Genomic DNA, 20,236 nt, shown 5'->3' with positions numbered 1-20,236 from the left:
ACTTAAAGAATGGCCACGGACGAAAAACTCCTCAAGTACCTGAAGCGCGTCACGACCGAGTTGCACAACCTGAAGAAGCAGGGCTCGAGCCACGCTGACGAGCCGATCGCCATCGTGGGCATGGCGTGCCGCTTGCCGGGTGGTGTCGCGGGGCCGGAGGACTTGTGGCAGTTGGTGTCCGAGGGCCGGGACGCCGTCTCCGGGTTCCCCGAGGACCGGGGCTGGGACCTGGACGGCCTGTTCGACCCGGACCCTGACCACGCGGGTACGTCGTACACCGACCAGGGCGGATTCCTGCACGGGGCGGGCCAGTTCGACGCGGGGTTCTTCGGGATCTCGCCGCGTGAGGCCCTCGCCATGGACCCGCAGCAGCGGCTCCTGCTGGAGACCTCCTGGGAGGCCTTGGAGGGTGCCGGGATCGACCCGGTCTCGCTGAAGGGCACCGACGTCGGCGTGTTCTCCGGCGTGTGCAGCCAGGGCTACGGGTCCGGTGCCGGTGCGATCGCACCGGAGCTGGAGAGTTTCACGGGCACGGGCGTGGCGCCGAGCGTGGCGTCCGGCCGTGTGTCGTACGTGTTCGGGTTCGAAGGCCCGGCGGTCACGGTGGACACGGCGTGTTCCTCGTCGCTGGTGGCGATGCACCTGGCCGCGCAGGCGCTGCGCCAGGGCGAGTGCTCGGTGGCGCTGGCCGGCGGCGCGATGGTGATGTCGACGCCCGGCACCTTCGTCGCGTTCTCCCGGCAGCGGGGCATGGCCACGGACGGCCGGTGCAAGGCGTACGCGGACGGCGCCAACGGCATGGGGCTCGCCGAGGGCGCCGGTGTGGTGGTGCTGGAGCGGCTGTCGGTGGCGCGCGAGCGCGGCCACCGGGTGCTTGCGGTGCTGCGCGCCAGCGCGGTCAACCAGGACGGTGCGTCGAACGGCCTGACCGCGCCGAACGGTCCCTCGCAGCAGCGGGTGATCCGCAAGGCCCTGGCGAGCGCCGGGCTGGTCTCGGCGGACGTGGACGTCGTCGAGGGGCACGGGACCGGAACGGCCCTGGGCGACCCGATCGAGGCGCAGGCGCTGCTGGCCACCTACGGCCAGGGCCGCGACCCGGAACAGCCGCTGTGGCTCGGCTCGCTGAAGTCGAACATCGGTCACACACAGGCCGCCGCCGGCGTGGCCAGCGTGATCAAGATGGTGCAGGCGCTGCGCCACGGCGTCATGCCCCCCACCTTGCACGTGCAGAAGCCTTCGACCGAGGTGGACTGGACGGCGGGCGCGGTCGAGCTGCTGACCGAGGCCCGTGAGTGGCCGCAGACCGGCCGCACCCGCCGGGCCGGTGTGTCCTCGTTCGGCATCAGCGGCACGAACGCCCACCTGATCCTCGAGGAGGCGCCGCAGGAAGAGGCGGAGCCCGGCACGGAAGAGGCGCAGCCTGCCGGTGCGGTGCCGCTGGTGGTGTCGGCGCGCAGCGCCGAGTCGCTTTCGGGCCAGGCCGGGCGGCTGGCCTCGTATCTGGAGTCCGGTGCCGGCGGAGCGTCGCTCGCGTCGGTGGCCGGGGCGCTGGTGTCGGACCGTGCGGTCTTCGGTGACCGTGCGGTCGTGGTGGCCGACTCCGCCGAGGAGGCGCTGACCCGGCTCGAAGCGCTGTCTCGGGGGGAGGACGCGGCCGGAGCCGTGGTCGGCCGTGCCGCTTCGGCGCCGGGCAAGACCGTGTGGGTGTTCCCGGGCCAGGGCTCGCAGCGGGTCGGGATGGGCCGGGAGCTGTACGCCCGCCACCCGCTGTTCGCGCAGGCGCTGGACGAGGCCTGCGAACAGCTGGACGCGCGTCTGGCCGGGTGGGTCGACCATCCCGTACGGGATGTGGTTCTCGGCAACGTGCCGGGCAGCGCCGCACTTCTGGACCAGACGGTGTTCACGCAGGCCGGGCTGTTCGCGGTCGAGAGCGCTCTGTTCCGGCTCGTGGAGTCCTGGGGCGTGCGTCCGGACGTCGTGATCGGGCATTCCGTCGGCGAGATCACCGCCGCGTATGCGGCGGGGGCGCTGTCGCTCCAGGACGCCGCGCGCGTGGTCGCGGCCCGCGGCCGGCTGATGCAGGCCCTGCCGCCGGGCGGGGCGATGGTCGCCGTGGCCGCCACCGAGGAGGAGGTCGCCGGGCTGCTGGGCGAGGGCGTGGAGGTCGCGGCGGTCAACGGCCCGTCCTCCGTGGTGCTCTCCGGTGAGGAGGACGCGGTCCTCGCAGCAGCCGACCGGTTGCGGGCGCAGGGACGCAAGACGAAGCGGCTGGCGGTGTCGCACGCGTTCCACTCCCTGCGGATGGAGCCGATGCTGGCCGAGTTCGCCGCAGAGCTGGCCGAGATCGAGTGGCAGCCGCCGGTGATCCCGGTGGTCTCGAACGTGACCGGGCGGCTGGCCGAGCCCGATGAGCTCGCCGACCCGCAGTACTGGGCCGGGCACGTACGGCGGCCGGTGCGGTTCGCCCAGGGGATCGCGGCCGCGGTGGAGTACGGCGGCACGCTGTTCGTGGAGATGGGCCCGGGCGCGGCCCTGACCGGCCTGGTCGAGGAGACGGCCAGCGCCGCGGCGGCCGAGGTGGCGTGCGTCGCGGCCCTGCGCGACGGCCGCCCGGAAGAGCAGACCCTGCTGACGTCGGTGGCCGAGCTGTTCGTCCGCGGTGTGGCCGTGGACTGGAGCCGTGTGCTGGGGCGGACGGTGAAGCCCGGGCGGGTGGAGCTGCCCACGTACGCCTTCGAGCACCAGCACTACTGGCTGAAGGACTCCGGATCGGCGACGGACGCGACGTCGCTCGGACAGGCAGCGGCCGATCACCCGCTGCTGGGCGCGGTGGTGCAGCTGCCGCAGTCCGACGGCCTGGTCTTCACCTCGCGGCTCTCGCTGCGTACGCACCCCTGGCTGGCCGATCACGCGGTGAGCGGTGTCGTACTCGTCCCGGGCACCGGGCTGGTGGAGCTGGCCGTTCGGGCCGGTGACGAGGCCGGGTGCGGACTGCTGGAAGAGCTGGTGATCGAGGCGCCGCTGGTGGTGCCCGAGCAGGGCGGCGTACGGGTTCAGGTCGCGGTCGGCGCACCGGGTGAGAACGGCTCGCGCACGGTGGAGGTGTACTCCCAGCGCGAGGACGCCGCCGGCGACGGCGGCGCGGACGTGTGGACGCGGCACGCCGCCGGCCTCCTGTCGGCATCGCCGGCCGCCCGCGGGACGGAGTTCGACTTCGCCGCCTGGCCGCCGCCCGGCGCGCAGCCGGTGGACGTGGTCCCCGGCGAGTTCTACGGCGACCTGGTCGAGCGCGGCTACGGCTACGGGCCGGCGTTCCAGGGCCTGCGGGCGGTGTGGCGGCGCGGCGAGGAACTCTTCGCCGAGGTCGCCCTGCCCGAGGAGCAGAGCAAGGACGCCGACAGGTTCGGCATCCACCCGGCGCTGCTCGACGCGGCCCTGCACACCGGGATGTTCAGCGCCCCGGCGGGCGCGCCGGCCGAGGAGACCGCAGAGGCGGTGCTGCCGTTCGCATGGAACGGGCTCGCGCTGCACGCCGCGGGTGCCTCGGTGCTGCGGGTGCGACTGGTGCCCGGCGGACCCGGCGCCGTGTCGCTGCAGGCGGCGGACGAGACCGGCGGCCTCGTGGTGACGTTGGACTCGCTGGTGTCGCGTCCGGTGTCCGCAGAGCAGTTGGGTGCCGCTGCGGACACGGCGGTCGCCAACGCGCTGTTCCAGGTGGAGTGGACCGAACTGCCCGCGGCTCAGGGGACGGAGGGTGCGCCCGCATCCGTGCCGGTGGCCACCGCCGATGACGTGACGGCTCTGGCCGGCGGCGCAGAGGTCCCGGCGGTGGCCGTCTTGGAGGCGGTCGGTGGTTCCGGTGAGGGTGCGGTGCTGGCTCTGACCTCCCGGGTGCTGGAGGTCGTACAGGCGTGGCTGGCCGGTACGGGGCTGGAGGAGTCGCGGCTGGTGGTCGTGACCCGGGGTGCGGTTCCCGCCGGCGACGGCGCGGTGACCGACCCCGCGGGCGCCGCGGTGTGGGGTCTGGTGCGTGTCGCCCAGGTCGAGAACCCCGACCGGATCGTACTGATCGACACCGACCCGGCCTCCGGCGACGGAGCGGGAGCCGTGCTGGGCGCGGTGCTGGCCGGCGGCGAGCCGCAGGCCGCGGTCCGCGGCACCGCCCTCTTCGCCCCCCGGCTCGCCCGTACCAACGCTCAAGTCCCGGACGTTCCCGCGGTGTTCCGGCCCGAGGGAACCGTCCTGGTCACGGGTGGCACCGGGTCGCTGGGCGCCCTGGTGGCCCGGCACCTGGTCTCCCGGCACGGGGTGCGGCACCTGCTGCTGGCCAGCCGCCGCGGCCCGGCCGCCGACGGAGTGGAACAGCTGGTCGCCGAACTCACCGAGCAGGGTGCCGCCGTCTCGGTGGTGGCTGTCGATGTGTCCGACCGCGGCCAGGTCGAGGCCCTGCTGGCTTCGGTGCCGGCCGAGCACCGGCTGTCCGGTGTGGTGCACACCGCCGGCGTGCTGGACGACGGTGTGATCGGGGCGTTGACCCCGCAGCGCCTGGCCGGGGTGTTCGCGCCGAAGGTGGACGCGGTGCGGCACCTCGACGAACTGACCCGCGGCCTGGACCTCGACGCGTTCGTGGTGTTCTCGTCCGCCTCGGGCGTGTTCGGCTCGGCAGGCCAGGGCAACTACGCGGCGGCGAACGCCTTCCTGGACGGGCTGATGGCCAACCGCCGGGCGGCAGGTGCGCCGGGTCTGTCGCTGGCCTGGGGCCTGTGGGAGCAGACCACCGGCATGACGGCCGACCTCAGCAGCGTCGACCAGGCGCGCATGAGCCGCGGCGGTGCGCTGGCGATATCCGCCGTGGAGGGTATGGAGCTGTTCGACGCCGCCGTGGTGTCCGGACAGGCACTGCTGGTGCCGATCAAGCTCGACCTGCGAGGGGCGCGTGCCGGCGCGGCGGCCGGGGGCGGCGTCCCGCACCTGCTGCGCGGCCTGGTCCGCGCGGGCCGACAGCAGGCGCGCGCCGGATCCACCGGGGACGGCGGCCTGGCCCGCCGACTGGCCGGACTCGCCGCGGCGGAGCAGGAGGCCCTGCTCCTCGAGGTGGTCCGTGCTCAGGCGGCGGTCGTGCTCGGGCACAGCGGTCCGGGCAGCGTCCGGCCGGAGATGGCCTTCAAGGACGCCGGCTTCGACTCGCTGACCTCGGTCGAGCTGCGCAACCGGGTGCGTGAGGCGACCGGCCTGAAGCTTCCGGCCACGCTGGTCTTCGACTACCCGACCCCGCTGGCCCTCGCCCGCTACCTCCGCGAGGAGTTCGGTGACGCAGAGGCCGGTACCACCCCCGCCTCGGCCGTGGCCGTCGCCGCGGATCCCGACGAGGCGATCGCGATCGTCGGGATGGCGTGCCGGCTGCCGGGCGGTGTGGAGGGTCCCGAGGACCTGTGGCGGCTGGTCCACGAGGGCCGTGAGGGCATGTCGTCCTTCCCCGACGACCGGGGCTGGGACCTGGACGGCCTGTTCGACCCGGACCCCGACAGCGCGGGTACCTCGTACACCAGCCAGGGTGGATTCGTACGCGGGGCCGGGCTCTTCGACCCCGGGTTCTTCGGGATCTCGCCGCGTGAGGCCCTCGCCATGGACCCGCAGCAGCGACTGCTGCTGGAGACCTCCTGGGAGGCGCTCGAGGGCGTTGGCATCGACCCGCTCTCGCTGAAGGGCACCGACGTCGGTGTGTTCTCCGGCGTGTCCAGCCAGGGCTACGGGGCCGGCGTGGTCGCGCCGGAACTGGAGGGCTTCGCGAGCACGGGTACGGCTGCCAGCGTGGCGTCGGGCCGCGTGTCGTACGTGTTCGGCTTCGAGGGCCCGGCGGTCACGGTGGACACGGCCTGCTCGTCGTCCCTGGTGGCGATGCACCTGGCTGCGCAGGCGCTGCGCCAGGGCGAGTGCTCCATGGCACTGGCGGGCGGTGCGACCGTGATGGCGACGCCCGTCTCCTTCGTGGAGTTCTCCCGGCAGCGCGGCCTGGCCGGGGACGGCCGGTGCAAGGCGTTCGCGGACGGCGCGGACGGCACGGGCTGGGCCGAAGGCGTGGGCCTCGTCGTGCTGGAGCGGCTGTCGGTGGCGCGGGAGCGCGGGCACCGGGTGCTGGCCGTACTGCGCGGCAGCGCCGTGAACCAGGACGGTGCGTCGAACGGTCTGACCGCGCCGAACGGTCCCTCGCAGCAGCGGGTGATCCGCAAGGCCCTGGCCAGTGCCGGGCTCGCCCCGTCCGATGTGGACGTCGTCGAGGGGCACGGCACGGGTACGGCTCTGGGTGACCCGATCGAGGCGCAGGCGCTCCTGGCCACGTACGGCAAGGGCCGGGACGCGCAGCAGCCGCTGTGGCTGGGCTCCTTGAAGTCGAACATCGGTCACACGCAGGCGGCTGCGGGCGTGGCCAGTGTGATCAAGATGGTGCAGGCGCTGCGCCACGGGGTCATGCCCCCCACCCTGCACGTGGATGCGCCCACGCGTCAGGTGGACTGGTCCGAGGGCGCCGTCGAGCTGCTGACCGAGGCGAGGGAGTGGCCGCAGAACGGTCACCCGCGCCGGGCCGGCGTGTCCTCGTTCGGTATCAGCGGGACGAACGCGCACCTGATCCTGGAGGAGCCGCCCGCCGAAGTGGCGCAGCCCGTCTCGGAAGAGACGCAGGAGCCGTCGGCGCCCGCCGGTGTGGTGCCGTTGGTGGTGTCGGCGCGGAGTGCCGGTTCGCTCGCGGGTCAGGCCGGGCGGCTGGCGGCCTTCGTCGAGGGCGCCGACGGGGTGTCGACGGCGGACGTGGCCGGGGCACTGCTGTCGGACCGCGCGGTCTTCGGTGAGCGCGCGGTCGTTGTCGCCGACTCCGCAGACGAGGCGCTGGCCGGTCTGCAGGCACTGGCGCGGGGCGAGAGCACGGCCGGTGTCGTGATCGGCAGCACCGGCTCGGCCACCCCGGGCAAGGTCGTGTGGGTCTTCCCGGGCCAGGGCTCGCAGTGGGCGGGCATGGGACGCGAACTCCTCGAATCCTCGCCCGTGTTCGCGGAGCGGATCGAGCAGTGCGCTGCCGCACTCCAGCCGTGGGTCGACTGGTCGCTGCTCGAGGTGCTGCGCGGTGAGGCGGAGCCCGAGCTCCTGGACCGGGTCGACGTCCTCCAGCCGGCCAGCTTCGCCGTGATGGTCGGCCTGGCTGCCGTCTGGGCTTCGGTCGGGGTCAAGCCCGACGCGGTGCTGGGTCACTCCCAGGGCGAGATCGCCGCCGCCTGCGTGGCGGGTGCGCTGTCCCTGGAGGATGCGGCGCGCGTGGTGGCGCTGCGCAGCCAGGCCATCGCCAAGGACTTGGCCGGCCGCGGCGGTATGGCTTCGGTCGCGCTGAGCGGGAACGACGCCGTTGCCTGGTTGGAGCCGTGGGCCGACCGGGTCGAGGTGGCTGCGGTCAACGGGCCGACCTCCGTCGTGATCGCGGGTGACGCCGAGGCACTGGGCGAGGCCCTCGAAGCGCTGTCCGCCGAAGGCGTCCGGACACGTCGGATCGCGGTGGACTACGCCTCGCACACCCGGCACGTGGAGGCCATCCGCGACACGCTCGCCGCCACGCTGGCAGGCGTCGGCGCCCAGGCCCCGACGGTGCCGTTCTATTCCACGGTGACCGGCACGTGGGTGTCGGACGCCGAAGTGCTCGACGGCGACTACTGGTACCGCAATCTGCGGGGCCAGGTGGGCTTCGGTCCGGCCGTGGCCGATCTGCTCGGTCAGGGCCATGGGGTGTTCGTCGAGGTCAGTGCCCATCCGGTGCTGGTCCAGCCGATCACCGAGACCGTCGACACCACCGAAGCCAACGTGGTGGTGACCGGTTCGCTGCGCCGCGAGGACGGCGGTCTGCGCCGCCTGTTCGCCTCGATGGCCGAGCTGTTCGTACGGGGTGTGGCCGTGGACTGGAGCAGTCTCCTGCCCGCCCGGGCCGCGTCCGCACGACTGGCCCTGCCGACCTACGCCTTCGACCACCAGCACTACTGGATCCAGGCCACCGAGTCGTCCACCGACGCGGCGTCGCTGGGACTCGCCGGAGTCGATCACCCGCTGCTGGGTGCGGTGATGCACTTGCCGCAGTCCGACGGTCTGGTGTTCAGCTCGCGGCTCTCGCTGAAGTCGCACGCCTGGCTGGCCGACCACGCCGTGGACGGTGTGGTCATCGTGCCCGGCACCGGTCTGGTGGAGCTGGCCGTACGGGCCGGCGACGAGGCCGGATGCGTGGTGCTGGAAGAGCTGGTGATCGAGGCGCCGCTCGTGGTGCCCGACCACGGCGGAGTCCGCGTACAGGTCGCCGTCGGCGGACCGGGTGAGACCGGCTCGCGGACCGTGGAGGTGTACTCCCAGCGCGAGGACGCCGCCGGCGACGGCGCGTGGACGCGGCAAGCCACCGGCATGCTGTCCGCCACCGTCCAGCCGGGTGGCGGCGGCACCGGGTTCGACTTCGCCGCCTGGCCGCCGCTCGGCGCACAGCCGGTGGACATCACCGGCGGCTACGACCTGATCGCCGAGGTGGGATACGGGTACGGCCCGACGTTCCAGGCCGTACGGGCGGTGTGGCGGCGCGGTGAGGAACTCTTCGCCGAGGTCGCCCTGCCCGAGGACCAGCGCAAGGACGCCGGCAGGTTCGGCATCCACCCCGCGCTGCTCGACGCGGCCCTGCACTCGCCGCTGCTCAACGCCGCGGCGGAGCCGAGGTCGGCCGACGGCGACGCCGAACGGGAGACCGACGGGCAGGAACTGCGTCTGCCGTTCGCGTGGAACGGGCTGGCACTGCACGCGGCCGGCGCCTCGGTGCTGCGCGTGCGCCTCGCACAGCCCGAGCGCGACGCCCTGTCGCTGGAGGCGGCCGACGAGGCAGGCCGCCTGGTGGTGACGATGGACTCGCTGGTGTCCCGGGCGGTCTCCGCCGAGCAGCTGGAGAGCGCGGCGGGCACGGCGCGCACCGACTCGCTGTTCCGGGTGGAGTGGAACGAACTGCCCCACGCCCAGGGGGCGGAGCCGTCGTGGCTGCCGGTCGACACCGCGGAACAGGTGGCGACCCTGGCCTACGACGTGCTGTCGGGCGAGGCCGCCGCACCGGCGCTGGCAGTCCTGGAAGCCGTCACCGGCGGTACCGAGGGCGCCGAGGGTGAGGATGCGGTGCTGGGTCTGGCCACCCGGGTGCTGGACGTGTTGCAGTGCTGGCTGGCCGGGTCCGGGCTGGAGGAGTCGCGGCTGCTGGTCGTGACCCGGGGTGCGGTGCCCGCCGGCGACGGCGCGGTGACCGACCCCGCGGGCGCCGCGGTGTGGGGCCTGGTGCGTGCCGCCCAGGGCGAGAACCCCGACCGGATCATCCTGGTCGACACCGACCCCGCTGCCGATGAGGGCGCGGAGCCGGTACTGGGTGCGGTACTGGCCTGCGGGGAGCCGCAGATCGCGGTGCGCGGAGGAACCCTCTTCGTGCCCCGGCTCGCCCGTACCACCGGTCACGATGCGGACGCTCCCGCCGTCTTCGGGCCGGAGGGAACCGTCCTGGTCTCCGGCGCCGGGTCCCTGGGCGGCCTGGTGGCCCGCCATCTGGTCTCCCGCCACGGCGTACGGCACCTGCTGCTGGCCAGCCGCCGAGGCCCGGAGGCCGAAGGCGTGCAGGAGCTGGTCGCCGAACTCACCGAGCAGGGCGCTGCCGTCTCGGTGGTGGCGTGTGACGTGTCCGACCGTGGCCAGGTCGAGGCCCTGCTGGCTTCGGTTCCGGCCGAGCACCGCCTGACCGGTGTCGTGCACACCGCAGGCGTGACGGACGACGGGGTGATCGGAACGCTGACCCCGGAGCGGCTGGCGCGGGTGTTCGCGCCGAAGGTGGACGCGGTACGGCACATGGATGAGCTGACGCGGGGCCTGGACCTCGACGCGTTCATCGTCTACTCCTCCGTCTCGGCCGTCTTCATGGGCGCGGGCAGTGGCAGTTACGCGGCGGCGAACGCCTACCTGGACGGACTGATCTCCGGCCGCAGGGCGGCGGGCCTGCCGGGTCTGTCGCTGGCCTGGGGCCTGTGGGACCAGACCTCCGGCATGGCCGCGGACACCGACGACATCGTCAAGGCGCGCCTGAACCGGCGTGGCGGTCTGCAGGCGATGACCCCGGCGGAGGGCATGGAACTGTTCGATGCCGCCGTCGGGTCCGGCCAGGCTCTGCTGGTCCCGGCCAAGCTGGACCTGCGCGGTGTCCGCGCCGGCTCGGCGGCCGGGGGCGGCGTCCCGCACATGCTGCGCAGCCTGGTCCGGGCGGGCCGGCAGCAGGCGCACGCGGCGGACACCGCCGACGAGGGCCGCAAGCTGTACGACCGGCTGGCCCCACTGACCGCCGCCGAGCAGAAGAAGGTCCTGCTCGACCTCGTGCGCGCCCAGGTGGCCGCGGTGCTGGGCTACAGCGCGACGTACCACTTCGAAGCGGACCAGGGGCTCTTCGAGATCGGCTTCGACTCCCTCACCGCCATCGAGCTGCGCAACCGGCTCCGCAACATCACCGAAACGAAGCTCTCTCCCAACCTCGTCTTCGACTATCCGACGCCGGGAATGCTCGCCGCATACCTGCACGAGCTGACGTGCGGCGAACAGGCCGCGAATCCAGTAGCGATCTCCGTCTGAAAGAGGGTGATGATATGTTCGACGCGGACAAATATCTGCAGCGGATCGGCTGCGGCGGAGAAACCGGTGTGGACCTCGCGACGCTGCGAAAGCTGCACAAGAATCACCTCATGACGATTCCGTACAACGGAGTCACCGAGGAATACCGCGACGGAGTGAACCTCGTCGACATCGACGAGGACGCCACGTTCGAGACGACGATCGTGGGCGGCCGGGGCGGCACGTGCTTCCAGCTGAACCGGCTCTTCTTCCGGCTCCTGCGTGAGCTGGGCTACGACGTCACGCTGATGGCGGCGAAGACCGCGGAAGGCCAGGACGCGTTCGGGCTCGACGTCGAGCACATGTTCAGCCGTGTCGCCCTGGACGGCGAAGAATGGCTGGTGGACGTCGGTTACCCCGGCCCTTCCTTCATCGAGCCGTTGCTGATCTCCGACGCGGTGCAGACCCAGTACGGGTGCCAGTACCGGCTGGTCGAGAGCGGATCCGAGATCGCCCTGCAACGCCGCGGAGCGGTCACCCGGTGGAGTGTCGTCTACACCTTCACGAGGGAATCCCGGCAGTGGACCGACTGGAAGGAAATGGAGGACCTCCTCCGGGACATCCTTTCCCAGCCGCGGTCGAATGACGGACAGGAAATCCTGTGCGGCCGGAGTTTCGAGAACGGCCAGGCCGTACTGAAGGGGCGACGCTACCTGACGGTCCGTGACGGCCGTGAGCAGGCCCGCACGATCACGGACGACGACGAGCACCGGACCCTGATCACCCGCGTCCTGTCCGGTGAGCTCGGCTGAATTCGCACCACCCACCACCCCCGTATGGCAATTCATCGCGGGTGAAACATGCACGAGTTGGAATCAGAAGGGGAATGTGATGACGAACGACACCGCTGACGTGGTTGTGATCGGTGGAGGGCCGGCCGGCGCGGTCAGCGCCCTGGTGCTCGCCAAGCAGGGGCACTCCGTCGTGCTGCTGGAGCGGGACGAGTTCCCCCGGTTCCACATAGGCGAGTCCCTGCTCCCCTACATGATGGGCCTGTTCGACCAGATCGGCCTGCGCGAGACGGTCGAGGCCCAGGGCTATGTCCCCAAGTTCGGCGGCGAGTTCATCGACCCGACCGAGAAGAAGTTCTTCGAGGGCGTCTTCCGCGCCGACTTCACCAAGCAGGGTGAAGGCCGGTTCCCCCGCGCGTTCCAGGTCGAGCGCGCCAGGTTCGACAAGATGCTCACCGAGCAGGCCGCCGAGGCCGGGGCGAAGGTCCTCTTCGGCGCGAACGTGAACGAGCTGCTCATGGACGGCGACCGCATGGTCGGCGTCCGCTACGAGCGCGAGGGCCAGAGTCACGAGGTGCGCTCGTCCTACGTGATCGACGCGAGCGGCCGGGCCGGCCGGATCGCCAACCGCTTCGGGCTGCGCAAGACGCTCGAGAAGCTCCGCATGGTGGCCGTGTTCCGGCACTACACCGGACTCGACGAGAGCAACAACCTCGGCGTCGAGGGCGACATCCAGGTCGGTGCCCACGACGACGGCTGGGTCTGGGCGATCCCGCTGTCCACCGAGGACATCAGTGTGGGCACGGTCATGCCGCGCGATGCGCTGCGCGCGTCGACGCCGGAGAAGGCGTTCGAGGAGCACGTCGCCAGGATCCCGCGGATCACTGCCCGCCTGACCGGAACCCGTCCCACCACGGACCTCAAGGTCGAGACCGACTACTGCTACCACTCGGACACCGTCACCGGGCCGGGCTGGGTCATGGTCGGAGACGCCGGCTGCTTCGGCGACCCGATGTTCTCCGGCGGCGTGCTGGTGGCGACGACCACGGCCGTCCGCGCCGCCGAGACGATCGGGGCGGCGCTGAAGGATCCGTCGCAGGAGGACCACCTGATCGACAAGTACGCGAGCTTCTTCAAGACCGGCTACGACACGTACATCCGGCTCATCCACGCCTACTACGACGGCGAGCTGGTGGCCATGGCCGCCGACGCCGCGCGCTCCACGGACCGGGACACCCTGGAGAGGTACCTCGTCCGGCTGATCGGCGGCGACTTCTGGAGCGAGCACAACTCGGTCGCCCAGGAGATGCGCAAGCGGACGGAGTGGGACACGTTCGAGCCGTTCCGGCGCGTCTTCGGCTGCCCGGTCTACCCCGAGCTGGACGAGGCCGACCGCAAGGAGCGGTCCGAGGCGCGCGTCCGCAGGGCGACGGCGGGTCGGTAGGGACGTCATGGCTTCCATTCCTCTGCGCCTCAGAGATCATTCGTACGACGTACTCATCGGCCCGGGAGTGCGTACGTCGCTCGCCGAGGTCGTCCGACGGCTGGGCGCCGGACGGGCCGTCGTCGTATCGGCCCGCCCGGAGGAATGGGTGCCGGACACCGGTGTGGAGACCCTGCTGCTGCCGGCCCGGGACGGCGAGCAGGACAAGACCCTCACCACGGTGGAGGCGCTGTGCGGTGAGTTCGTGCGGTTCGGGCTCACCCGGTCCGACGTCGTCGTCTCCTGCGGCGGCGGCACGACCACCGACGTGGTCGGGCTGGCGGCCGCGCTCTACCACCGGGGCGTGCCCGTGGTGCACCTGCCCACGACACTGCTCGCCCAGGTGGACGCCAGCGTCGGCGGCAAGACGGCGGTGAACCTGCCGGCCGGCAAGAACCTGGTCGGCGCGTACTGGCAGCCCAGCGCGGTGCTGTGCGACACGGACTACCTGTCGACCCTGCCCCGGCGGGAGCTGCTGAACGGTCTCGGCGAGATCGCCCGCTGCCACTTCATCGGCGCGCCGGACCTGCGCGGGCTGTCCCTGGAGGAGCAGATCACCGCCAGTGTGCGCCTCAAGGCCGGCATCGTGGAGAGGGACGAGCGGGACGCCGGACTGCGGCACACGCTCAACTACGGCCACACGCTGGGCCATGCGCTGGAGAAGGCGACCGACTTCGCGCTGCGCCACGGCGAGGGGGTGGCGATCGGAACGGTCTTCGCGGGGCGGCTCGCCGGAGCCCTGGGCCGGATCGATCAGGCGCGGGTGGAGGAGCACGAGGAGGTCGTCCGGTACTACGGTCTCCCCACCGCCCTGCCCGTGGAAGCCGAGTCCGCGGCCCTCATGGATCTGATGCGCCACGACAAGAAGGCGATGAACGGACTCTCGTTCGTCCTGGACGGCCCGAACGGCGCGGAGCTGGTGAGCGACGTACCGCACGAGGTGGTCGCGCGCGTCCTGGACCGGATGCCCCGAGCACGCATGGCCGATCTCGTCGGCGGCGGCGCGCTCGAAGCCTCCACGACCGATGCGGCTCAGAAATGACACGTGCAACTCAGTGGCCGGCCGATCTCGACGCAGCGGCCGGCGCCGGCGCCGGCGGCGGTCCGGCGGACCGCCTGCTGTTCGACAAGCTGGCGGCGGCGCTGGCCAAGCCGGCCGCGCAGCAGCCGATCTGGGGGGACCCGGAACAGGCGAGGGATGCGGTGGCGCTGCTGCGCCGCGCCGAGCCGATCGTGACGCCGGCGGAGACGGCACGGCTGCGCAGCCGGCTCGCCGCGGTCGCGCGCGGCGAGGCGTTCCTGCTCCAGGGCGGCGACTGCGCCGAAACCTTCGCCGCGAACACCGAAGCCCATGTGCGCGCCAATCTGTGGATCCTCGTGGACATGGCCGCCGTGCTCGCACGCCGCACCGGACTGCCCGTCGTCAAGGTCGCCCGCATGGCCGGCCAGTACGCCAAGCCCCGGTCCCAGGCCGTCGACGCACTGGGGCTGCCCGTCTACCGCGGAGACATGGTCAACTCCGTCGAGCCCACGCTCGCGGCCCGGACGCCCGATCCCTACCGGATGCTGCGGGCCCACGCCGACGCCGCCCGCGCGACGGCCCTGGTGCGCACGTTCAGCGACAGCAGCGGCAGCGCTCACGGCGACGGTGACGGCGACAACGACATCTACGTCAGTCACGAGGCACTCCTGCTCGACTACGAGCAGTCCTCGCTGCGGGTCGACACCAGTGGGCCCGAGCCCCGACTGGCCAGTGGGCTGGGGCACTTCCTGTGGATCGGCGAGCGCACCCGCCAGCTCGACGGCGCGCACATCGCGTTCGCGGAACTGCTGTCCAACCCGATCGGCCTCAAGATCGGTCCGGGCACGAGCCCGGAGACGGCCGCCGCGTACGTACGGCGGCTCGACCCGCACCGTGAACCCGGGCGCCTGACACTGGTCAGCCGCATGGGGCACGGGCAGGTCCGTGACGTCCTGCCGCCGATCGTCGAGAAGGTCACCGCCTCCGGCCACCAGGTGATCTGGCAGTGCGATCCGATGCACGGCAATACGTACACGTCGGCCAACGGATACAAGACACGCCACCTCAGTCACATCATCGACGAGATAGCCGGATTCTTCGAAGTCCACCGACGGCTGGGCACCCACCCCGGCGGAATTCACATCGAGGCGACGGGTGACGACGTCACGGAATGCCTCGGCGGCGCCTGCGGAACAACGGAAGCCGATCTGCCGGCCCGATATCACACGGCCTGTGATCCCCGACTCAACGCCGAGCAGTCGATGGAACTCGCATTCTCCGTCCCGGAGCCGGCCGGTGTCGCCGCATTCGAAACGGTGCTGCGATGACCGGCCGTCCGACGGGTACGCCCATCAAAGGCACCACCCGGCTCTACGCCGTGCTGGGGGATCCCATCGCCCAGGTCCAGGCACCCGGGCTGATGAACCCGCTCTTCGCGCGCCTGCGCATGGACGCGGTGCTCGTTCCGGTGCACGCCCGGCCGGAGCACCTCGAGCAGATCGTGCGCGGCCTGCAGCGCGTGGAGAACCTCGACGGCATGTTCGTCACGGTGCCCCACAAGGTCGCCGTTCGCCGGCTGGCCGACCGCTGCGGCCCGACCGTGGACATCGTCGGCAGCGCGAACGTGCTGCGACGCGAGGCCGACGGCAGCTGGCTCGCGGAGAACTTCGACGGCTCCGGCTTCGTGGCGGGTCTCGTCGGGGCCGGGCACGACCCCCACGGCCGACGGGTGGCGCTCGTCGGCGCGGGGGGCGCGGGCAGCGCCGTCGCCGCGGCGCTGCTGACGGCCGGTGTCGACCGGTTGTCCGTGTACGACACGGACACCGCGAAGCTCGGCGCGCTCGTCACCCGCCTCGGCGCGTACTGGCCGGGCCGGGTACGCGCCTTGAGCGGACCGCAGCTGCGCGACACCGGCATCGAGATCGCGGTGAACGCCACACCCCTCGGAATGCGTGCGGACGATCCGCTTCCGTTCCCCCTGGACTGCCTGCCGCCGGACAGCGTGGTGGCCGACATCGTCATGAAACCCCGTGAGACGCGGCTCCTTCGGGAAGCGGCCGCACTGGGCCACCCCGTCCATCACGGCATTCACATGCTCGAGGGGCAACTGAATTCCTATCGAATCTTCTTCGACTTGCACTGAACTCGCGGCGCGACTACCGAATCTAGGGATGCGGTGTCGCAGGCGGAGCTCTATTTTGGACTTGTAATTCAGCCTATTTCTGACTGCACATGACGCTGCACGGGGCGGAGTGTGCGCCTCTTCCGCGATCTCGACGGCGACTGCTCGTGTGCGCGCGTCTTCCTCCGTAGCAGCACAGTGCCCCGCCCACTTCGCACCTCGCGTCGAGTCAGATCCATTCCTTGGAGAAACATGAACGTGCGACAGGCGCCGGAATTCCCGCAGTGGCCGCAGTACGACGAGAGCGAGCGCGAAGGCCTCATCCGCGCACTCGAACAGGGCCAGTGGTGGCGGATGGGCGGAAGCGAAGTCGACTCCTTCGAGCAGGAGTTCGCGGAGCACCACGGCGCCGCCCACGCCCTGGCGGTCACGAACGGAACCCACGCACTCGAACTCGCCCTGCAGGTCATGGGCGTCGGTCCGGGCTCCGAGGTCATCGTGCCGGCCTTCACCTTCATCTCGTCCTCCCAGGCGGCGCAGCGACTCGGCGCGGTCGCCGTCCCGGTGGACGTCGACGAGCACACGTACAACATCGACGTGGACGCGGCGGCCGCCGCCGTGACCTCGCGGACCCGCGCGATCATGCCGGTGCACATGGCCGGATTCCTCGCCGACATGGACGCACTGGCCAAGCTCTCCGCCAATACGGGCGTCCCGCTGCTCCAGGACGCCGCGCACGCCCACGGTGCCCGCTGGCAGGGCAAGCGCGTCGGCGAGCTCGGCTCGGTCGCCGCGTTCAGCTTCCAGAACGGCAAGCTGATGACCGCCGGCGAGGGCGGCGCCGTACTGTTCCCGGACTCGGAGCTGTACGAGACCGCGTTCCTGCGGCACAGCTGCGGACGGCCCCGGACCGACCGCCGGTACATGCACGCGATCGCCGGATCCAACCTGCGGCTCAACGAGTTCTCGGCGTCGGTGCTGCGGGCGCAGCTGCGCCGTCTGGACGGGCAGATCGCCACGCGTCACGAGCGCTGGGCCGTGCTGTCCGGCCTGCTCGAGGCGATCGACGGAGTGGTCCCCCAGCGCGCCGACGAGCGCACCGACGTCCCCTCGCACTACATGGCGATGTTCCGGGTGCCCGGCATCGGCGAGGAGGGCCGCAACGCCCTCGTCGACCGGCTCGTGGAGGCCGGCCTGCCGGCGTTCGCCGGTTTCCGCGCGATCTACCGCACCGACGCCTTCTGGGAGATCGGCGCACCCGACGCCACCCCGGACGAGCTCGCCGAGCGCTGCCCCAACTCCGAGGCCATCAGCCAGGACTGCATCTGGCTGCACCACCGCACGCTGCTCGCCTCCGAAGAGGACATGCACCTCACGGCCGCGATCATCGCCGACGCTGTGAGCACGGTATGAGCGTCCGGGTCGCCATCGTCGGGCTCGGCTGGGCGGGTCGGGAGCTGTGGCTCCCCCTGCTGAGCGAGCACGGCGACTTCGAAGTGGTGGCCGTCGCCGACACCGAACCGGCGGCGCGCGAGGCGTTCGGCGTGGTGCCGGGCATTCCCGTCCATGCGACGGTGGACGCGCTCACCGCCGATTCGGTCGACCTCGCCGTGGTCGCCGTACCCAACTTCCTGCACGCCGAGGTGGCCGCGGCGCTGCTCGGCAAGGGCATCTCCGTCTTCCTCGAGAAGCCGGTGTGCCTGACCTCCGCCGAGGCCGACATGCTGGCAGCCGCCGAACGCAGCGGCGGCGCCGTGCTGCTGGCGGGAAGTGCAGCCCCCTACCGCAGCGATGTGGGAGCCCTGGCGGCCCTGGTGCCCGACCTGGGCCACATACGGCACGTCGACCTGTCCTGGGTCCGGGCGCGCGGGATCCCCAAGGCCGGCGGTTGGTTCACCCAGCGCAGCAAGGCCGGCGGCGGCGTGCTGTTCGACCTCGGATGGCACCTGCTCGACACGCTCGCCTCCCTGCTCGGTCCCTCCGGCTTCGCAGAGGTCGTCGGCGTGACGGCGAACGACTTCGTCAACGTCGGCTCCTGGAGCGCGGCATGGCGGCACGACCAGCCCGTCGCCGACACCGCCGGTGACGTCGAGGACACCGCCCGGGGCTTCTTCGTCCGCGACGACGGCGTCTCCGTCGCCCTGCACGCCAGCTGGGCGTCGCACGAGGCACGGGACGTGTCCCAGATCCAGCTGGTGGGCAGCGAGGGCACCGCCGAGCTGAGGTGCACCTTCGGGTTCAGCCCCAACCGCCAGCCCCGGTCGGTGCTGACACTGACCCGTGAGGGCACCACCACCCAGGTTCCGGTCCCGGACGAGCCGATCGGCAACGAGTACCGCCGCCAGCTGTGCCGGCTCGCCGGAGCCCTGGGGGATCCCGGCAACCGCGGCAAGGCCATCGGCGAGGCCCGTACGACGGTCCGCGTCATCGAGGACTTCTACGCGTCGGCCCGCTCCGTGCGAGCCCGGAATGCCGTGCCCGCCTACCGCTAGACGGCACGGAAGACCAGTGGAACCGCGGTTCCAAGACAACGAGCAGACGTACGGGATGGCATGACGTGACAATTTCAATGGCAGGGACAGCAGCGACGGTGACGCAGACGCGCCCGTCGGTCAGGCGCGCCGTGATCTTCGACCTGGACGGGGTCATCGTCGACAGCTTCGCCGTGATGGAAGAGGCTTTCGCCGTCGCCTACAAGGAGGTCGTCGGAGAGGGCCAGGCGCCGTTCGAGGAGTACCGGCGCCACCAGGGGCGCTACTTCCCGGACATCATGCGGATCATGGGCCTTCCGCTGGAGATGGAGGAGCCCTTCGTCCGCGAGAGCTACCGGCTCGCGCACCAGGTGCCGGTCTTCGAAGGCATGGCCGAGCTGCTGCTGACCCTGCGGACGCGCGGGTACAAGCTCGCGGTGGCCACCGGCAAGAGCGGGCCGCGGGCGCGGTCCCTGCTCGAACAGCTGGGCCTGCTCGCCTTCTTCGACCACGTGATCGGCTCGGACGAGGTCGCCCACCCGAAGCCCGCCCCGGACATCGTGCTGCGCGCCCTCAAGCTGCTGGGGCTGCCGGCCGAGGAGGCGATCATGATCGGTGACGCACCGACCGACATCGCCAGCGCCCACGGCGCCGGTGTGGCCTCGGCCGCCGCGCTGTGGGCCGAGGTGGACGACGAGGACGCACTGCTGGGCGCTCTGCCGGGCGCCGTCCTGCACCACCCGGCTGAACTGCTGGAGCTCTGCCCGTCCGTGCCCCGCGGCTGAGGGCCGTCCCGGGGCATGGAGAAGGCACATCACCTCGGTGTGGACATCGGGGGCACCAAGGTCGCCTTCCGGGTGGAGGCCGGCGCGGAGTGCGTCGACGAGTCCGCCTTCCGGTGGGACCCGCGGCACAGCGCCGACCGGGACCTCGCTCAACTCGCCCACCACGTGGAGCGACTACGGGCGAGACTCGGCGTACCGCTGCGCGCGGTGGGCGTCGCGATGCCCGGCACGGTCGACCCGGCCGGCCGGGTCACCGCTTGGCCCAGCCGGCCGGAGTGGAACGGGCTCGACCTGGACGCGTCGCTGAGCGCGCTGTTTCCCGAAGCGGCCGTCGCCCGGGCGGACGACGGCGACCTCGGTGCGCTCGCGGAGTCCCGGGCATCGGGCTGCGACGACCTGCTCTACCTCGGGGTGGGCACCGGCGTCGGCGGCGGCCTCGTCCTGCAAGGGGCGTTGTGCCCCGGGCTCGGCCGCGGCTCCTTCGAGATCGGACACGTGATCGTCGCGATGGGCGGTGCGCAGTGCGTCTGCGGCCGCCGGGGATGCCTCCAGGCGCTCGCCTCCGGACCGGCCACCCTTCGCCGCGCGGCCCTTCTGCGCGGAGCGCCCGTCCCCTTCGAGGAGCTGCGGCGGGCGCTGCGCGAAGGGGCGCCGTGGGCGCTCACCGCGGTCGAGGAGACCTCCCGGGCCCTGGCCGCCGCGGTGGCCGGCGTCCAGGAACTGGTCCACCCCGAGCTCGCCCTGATCGGCGGCGGCTTCGCGGCCGGTCTCCCCGAGCTCGTCGCACTGGTGTCCGGTCACCTCGCCGAGCTGGCCCGCCCGGGCCAACCCCCGCTGCCGGTGGAGCCGGCAGCGCTGGGGGGCCTGTCCTCGTTGCGCGGCGCGGTGGCGCTCGCCCGGCTGGCCGCGCCCTGACCGCGTA

At 72.0% G+C, this 20,236-nt stretch carries 10 protein-coding genes; all 10 read left to right on the top strand.

Translation table 11 applies throughout. From position 1 onward, the window contains the following. The first annotated feature begins 9 nt into the window (after window positions 1-9). The 10 genes from ACFYXK_RS08915 to ACFYXK_RS08870 all read left to right on the top strand — a co-directional run bounded on the left by ACFYXK_RS08915 (window position 10) and on the right by ACFYXK_RS08870 (window position 20,229). A complete protein-coding gene (locus ACFYXK_RS08915; RefSeq protein WP_389410465.1) occupies window positions 10-10,662 on the top strand; it encodes a type I polyketide synthase in 10,653 nt (3,550 codons plus the stop codon). Next, window positions 10,620-11,453: an arylamine N-acetyltransferase gene (locus ACFYXK_RS08910; protein ID WP_389410464.1), complete on the top strand. Its 834-nt coding sequence runs from the start codon at window positions 10,620-10,622 to the stop codon at window positions 11,451-11,453. Before ACFYXK_RS08915 ends, ACFYXK_RS08910 begins: the two co-directional genes overlap by 43 nt. A 79-nt stretch (window positions 11,454-11,532) precedes the next feature. Beyond that, a complete protein-coding gene (locus ACFYXK_RS08905) occupies window positions 11,533-12,876 on the top strand; it encodes an NAD(P)/FAD-dependent oxidoreductase (protein ID WP_389410463.1) in 1,344 nt (447 codons plus the stop codon). 7 nt (window positions 12,877-12,883) lie between these two features. Continuing rightward, the gene (locus ACFYXK_RS08900; protein WP_389410462.1) at window positions 12,884-13,957 is read left to right on the top strand and encodes a 3-dehydroquinate synthase family protein; all 1,074 of its coding nucleotides are present in this window, start codon (window positions 12,884-12,886) and stop codon (window positions 13,955-13,957) included. Further along, window positions 13,954-15,264 (top strand): 3-deoxy-7-phosphoheptulonate synthase, encoded by a 1,311-nt coding sequence (locus ACFYXK_RS08895; protein ID WP_389410461.1) that lies wholly within the window; start codon window positions 13,954-13,956, stop codon window positions 15,262-15,264. Before ACFYXK_RS08900 ends, ACFYXK_RS08895 begins: the two co-directional genes overlap by 4 nt. After that, on the top strand, window positions 15,261-16,079 hold the full coding sequence (locus tag ACFYXK_RS08890; RefSeq protein WP_389410460.1) for a shikimate dehydrogenase family protein: 819 nt from the start codon (window positions 15,261-15,263) through the stop codon (window positions 16,077-16,079). Before ACFYXK_RS08895 ends, ACFYXK_RS08890 begins: the two co-directional genes overlap by 4 nt. Before the next feature lie 231 nt (window positions 16,080-16,310). Then, window positions 16,311-17,471 carry a 3-amino-5-hydroxybenzoate synthase gene (gene rifK / locus ACFYXK_RS08885; RefSeq protein WP_389410459.1) on the top strand — a complete coding sequence of 387 codons (1,161 nt, stop codon included), beginning with the start codon at window positions 16,311-16,313 and terminating at the stop codon, window positions 17,469-17,471. Then, the gene (locus ACFYXK_RS08880; protein WP_389410458.1) at window positions 17,468-18,550 is read left to right on the top strand and encodes a Gfo/Idh/MocA family protein; all 1,083 of its coding nucleotides are present in this window, start codon (window positions 17,468-17,470) and stop codon (window positions 18,548-18,550) included. Before rifK ends, ACFYXK_RS08880 begins: the two co-directional genes overlap by 4 nt. A gap of 98 nt (window positions 18,551-18,648) precedes the next feature. Continuing rightward, window positions 18,649-19,314 carry an HAD-IA family hydrolase gene (locus tag ACFYXK_RS08875; protein WP_389410457.1) on the top strand — a complete coding sequence of 222 codons (666 nt, stop codon included), beginning with the start codon at window positions 18,649-18,651 and terminating at the stop codon, window positions 19,312-19,314. Between the two features lie 15 nt (window positions 19,315-19,329). Beyond that, window positions 19,330-20,229, top strand: a complete 900-nt coding sequence (locus ACFYXK_RS08870; protein ID WP_389410456.1) for an ROK family protein — start codon at window positions 19,330-19,332, stop codon at window positions 20,227-20,229. Window positions 20,230-20,236 lie beyond the last annotated feature (7 nt).

The sequence above is a fragment of the Streptomyces sp. NPDC002209 genome (assembly GCF_042890265.1).
GTDB lineage: Bacteria > Actinomycetota > Actinomycetes > Streptomycetales > Streptomycetaceae > Streptomyces.
This window is presented reverse-complemented; position numbering and strand designations above follow the sequence as displayed.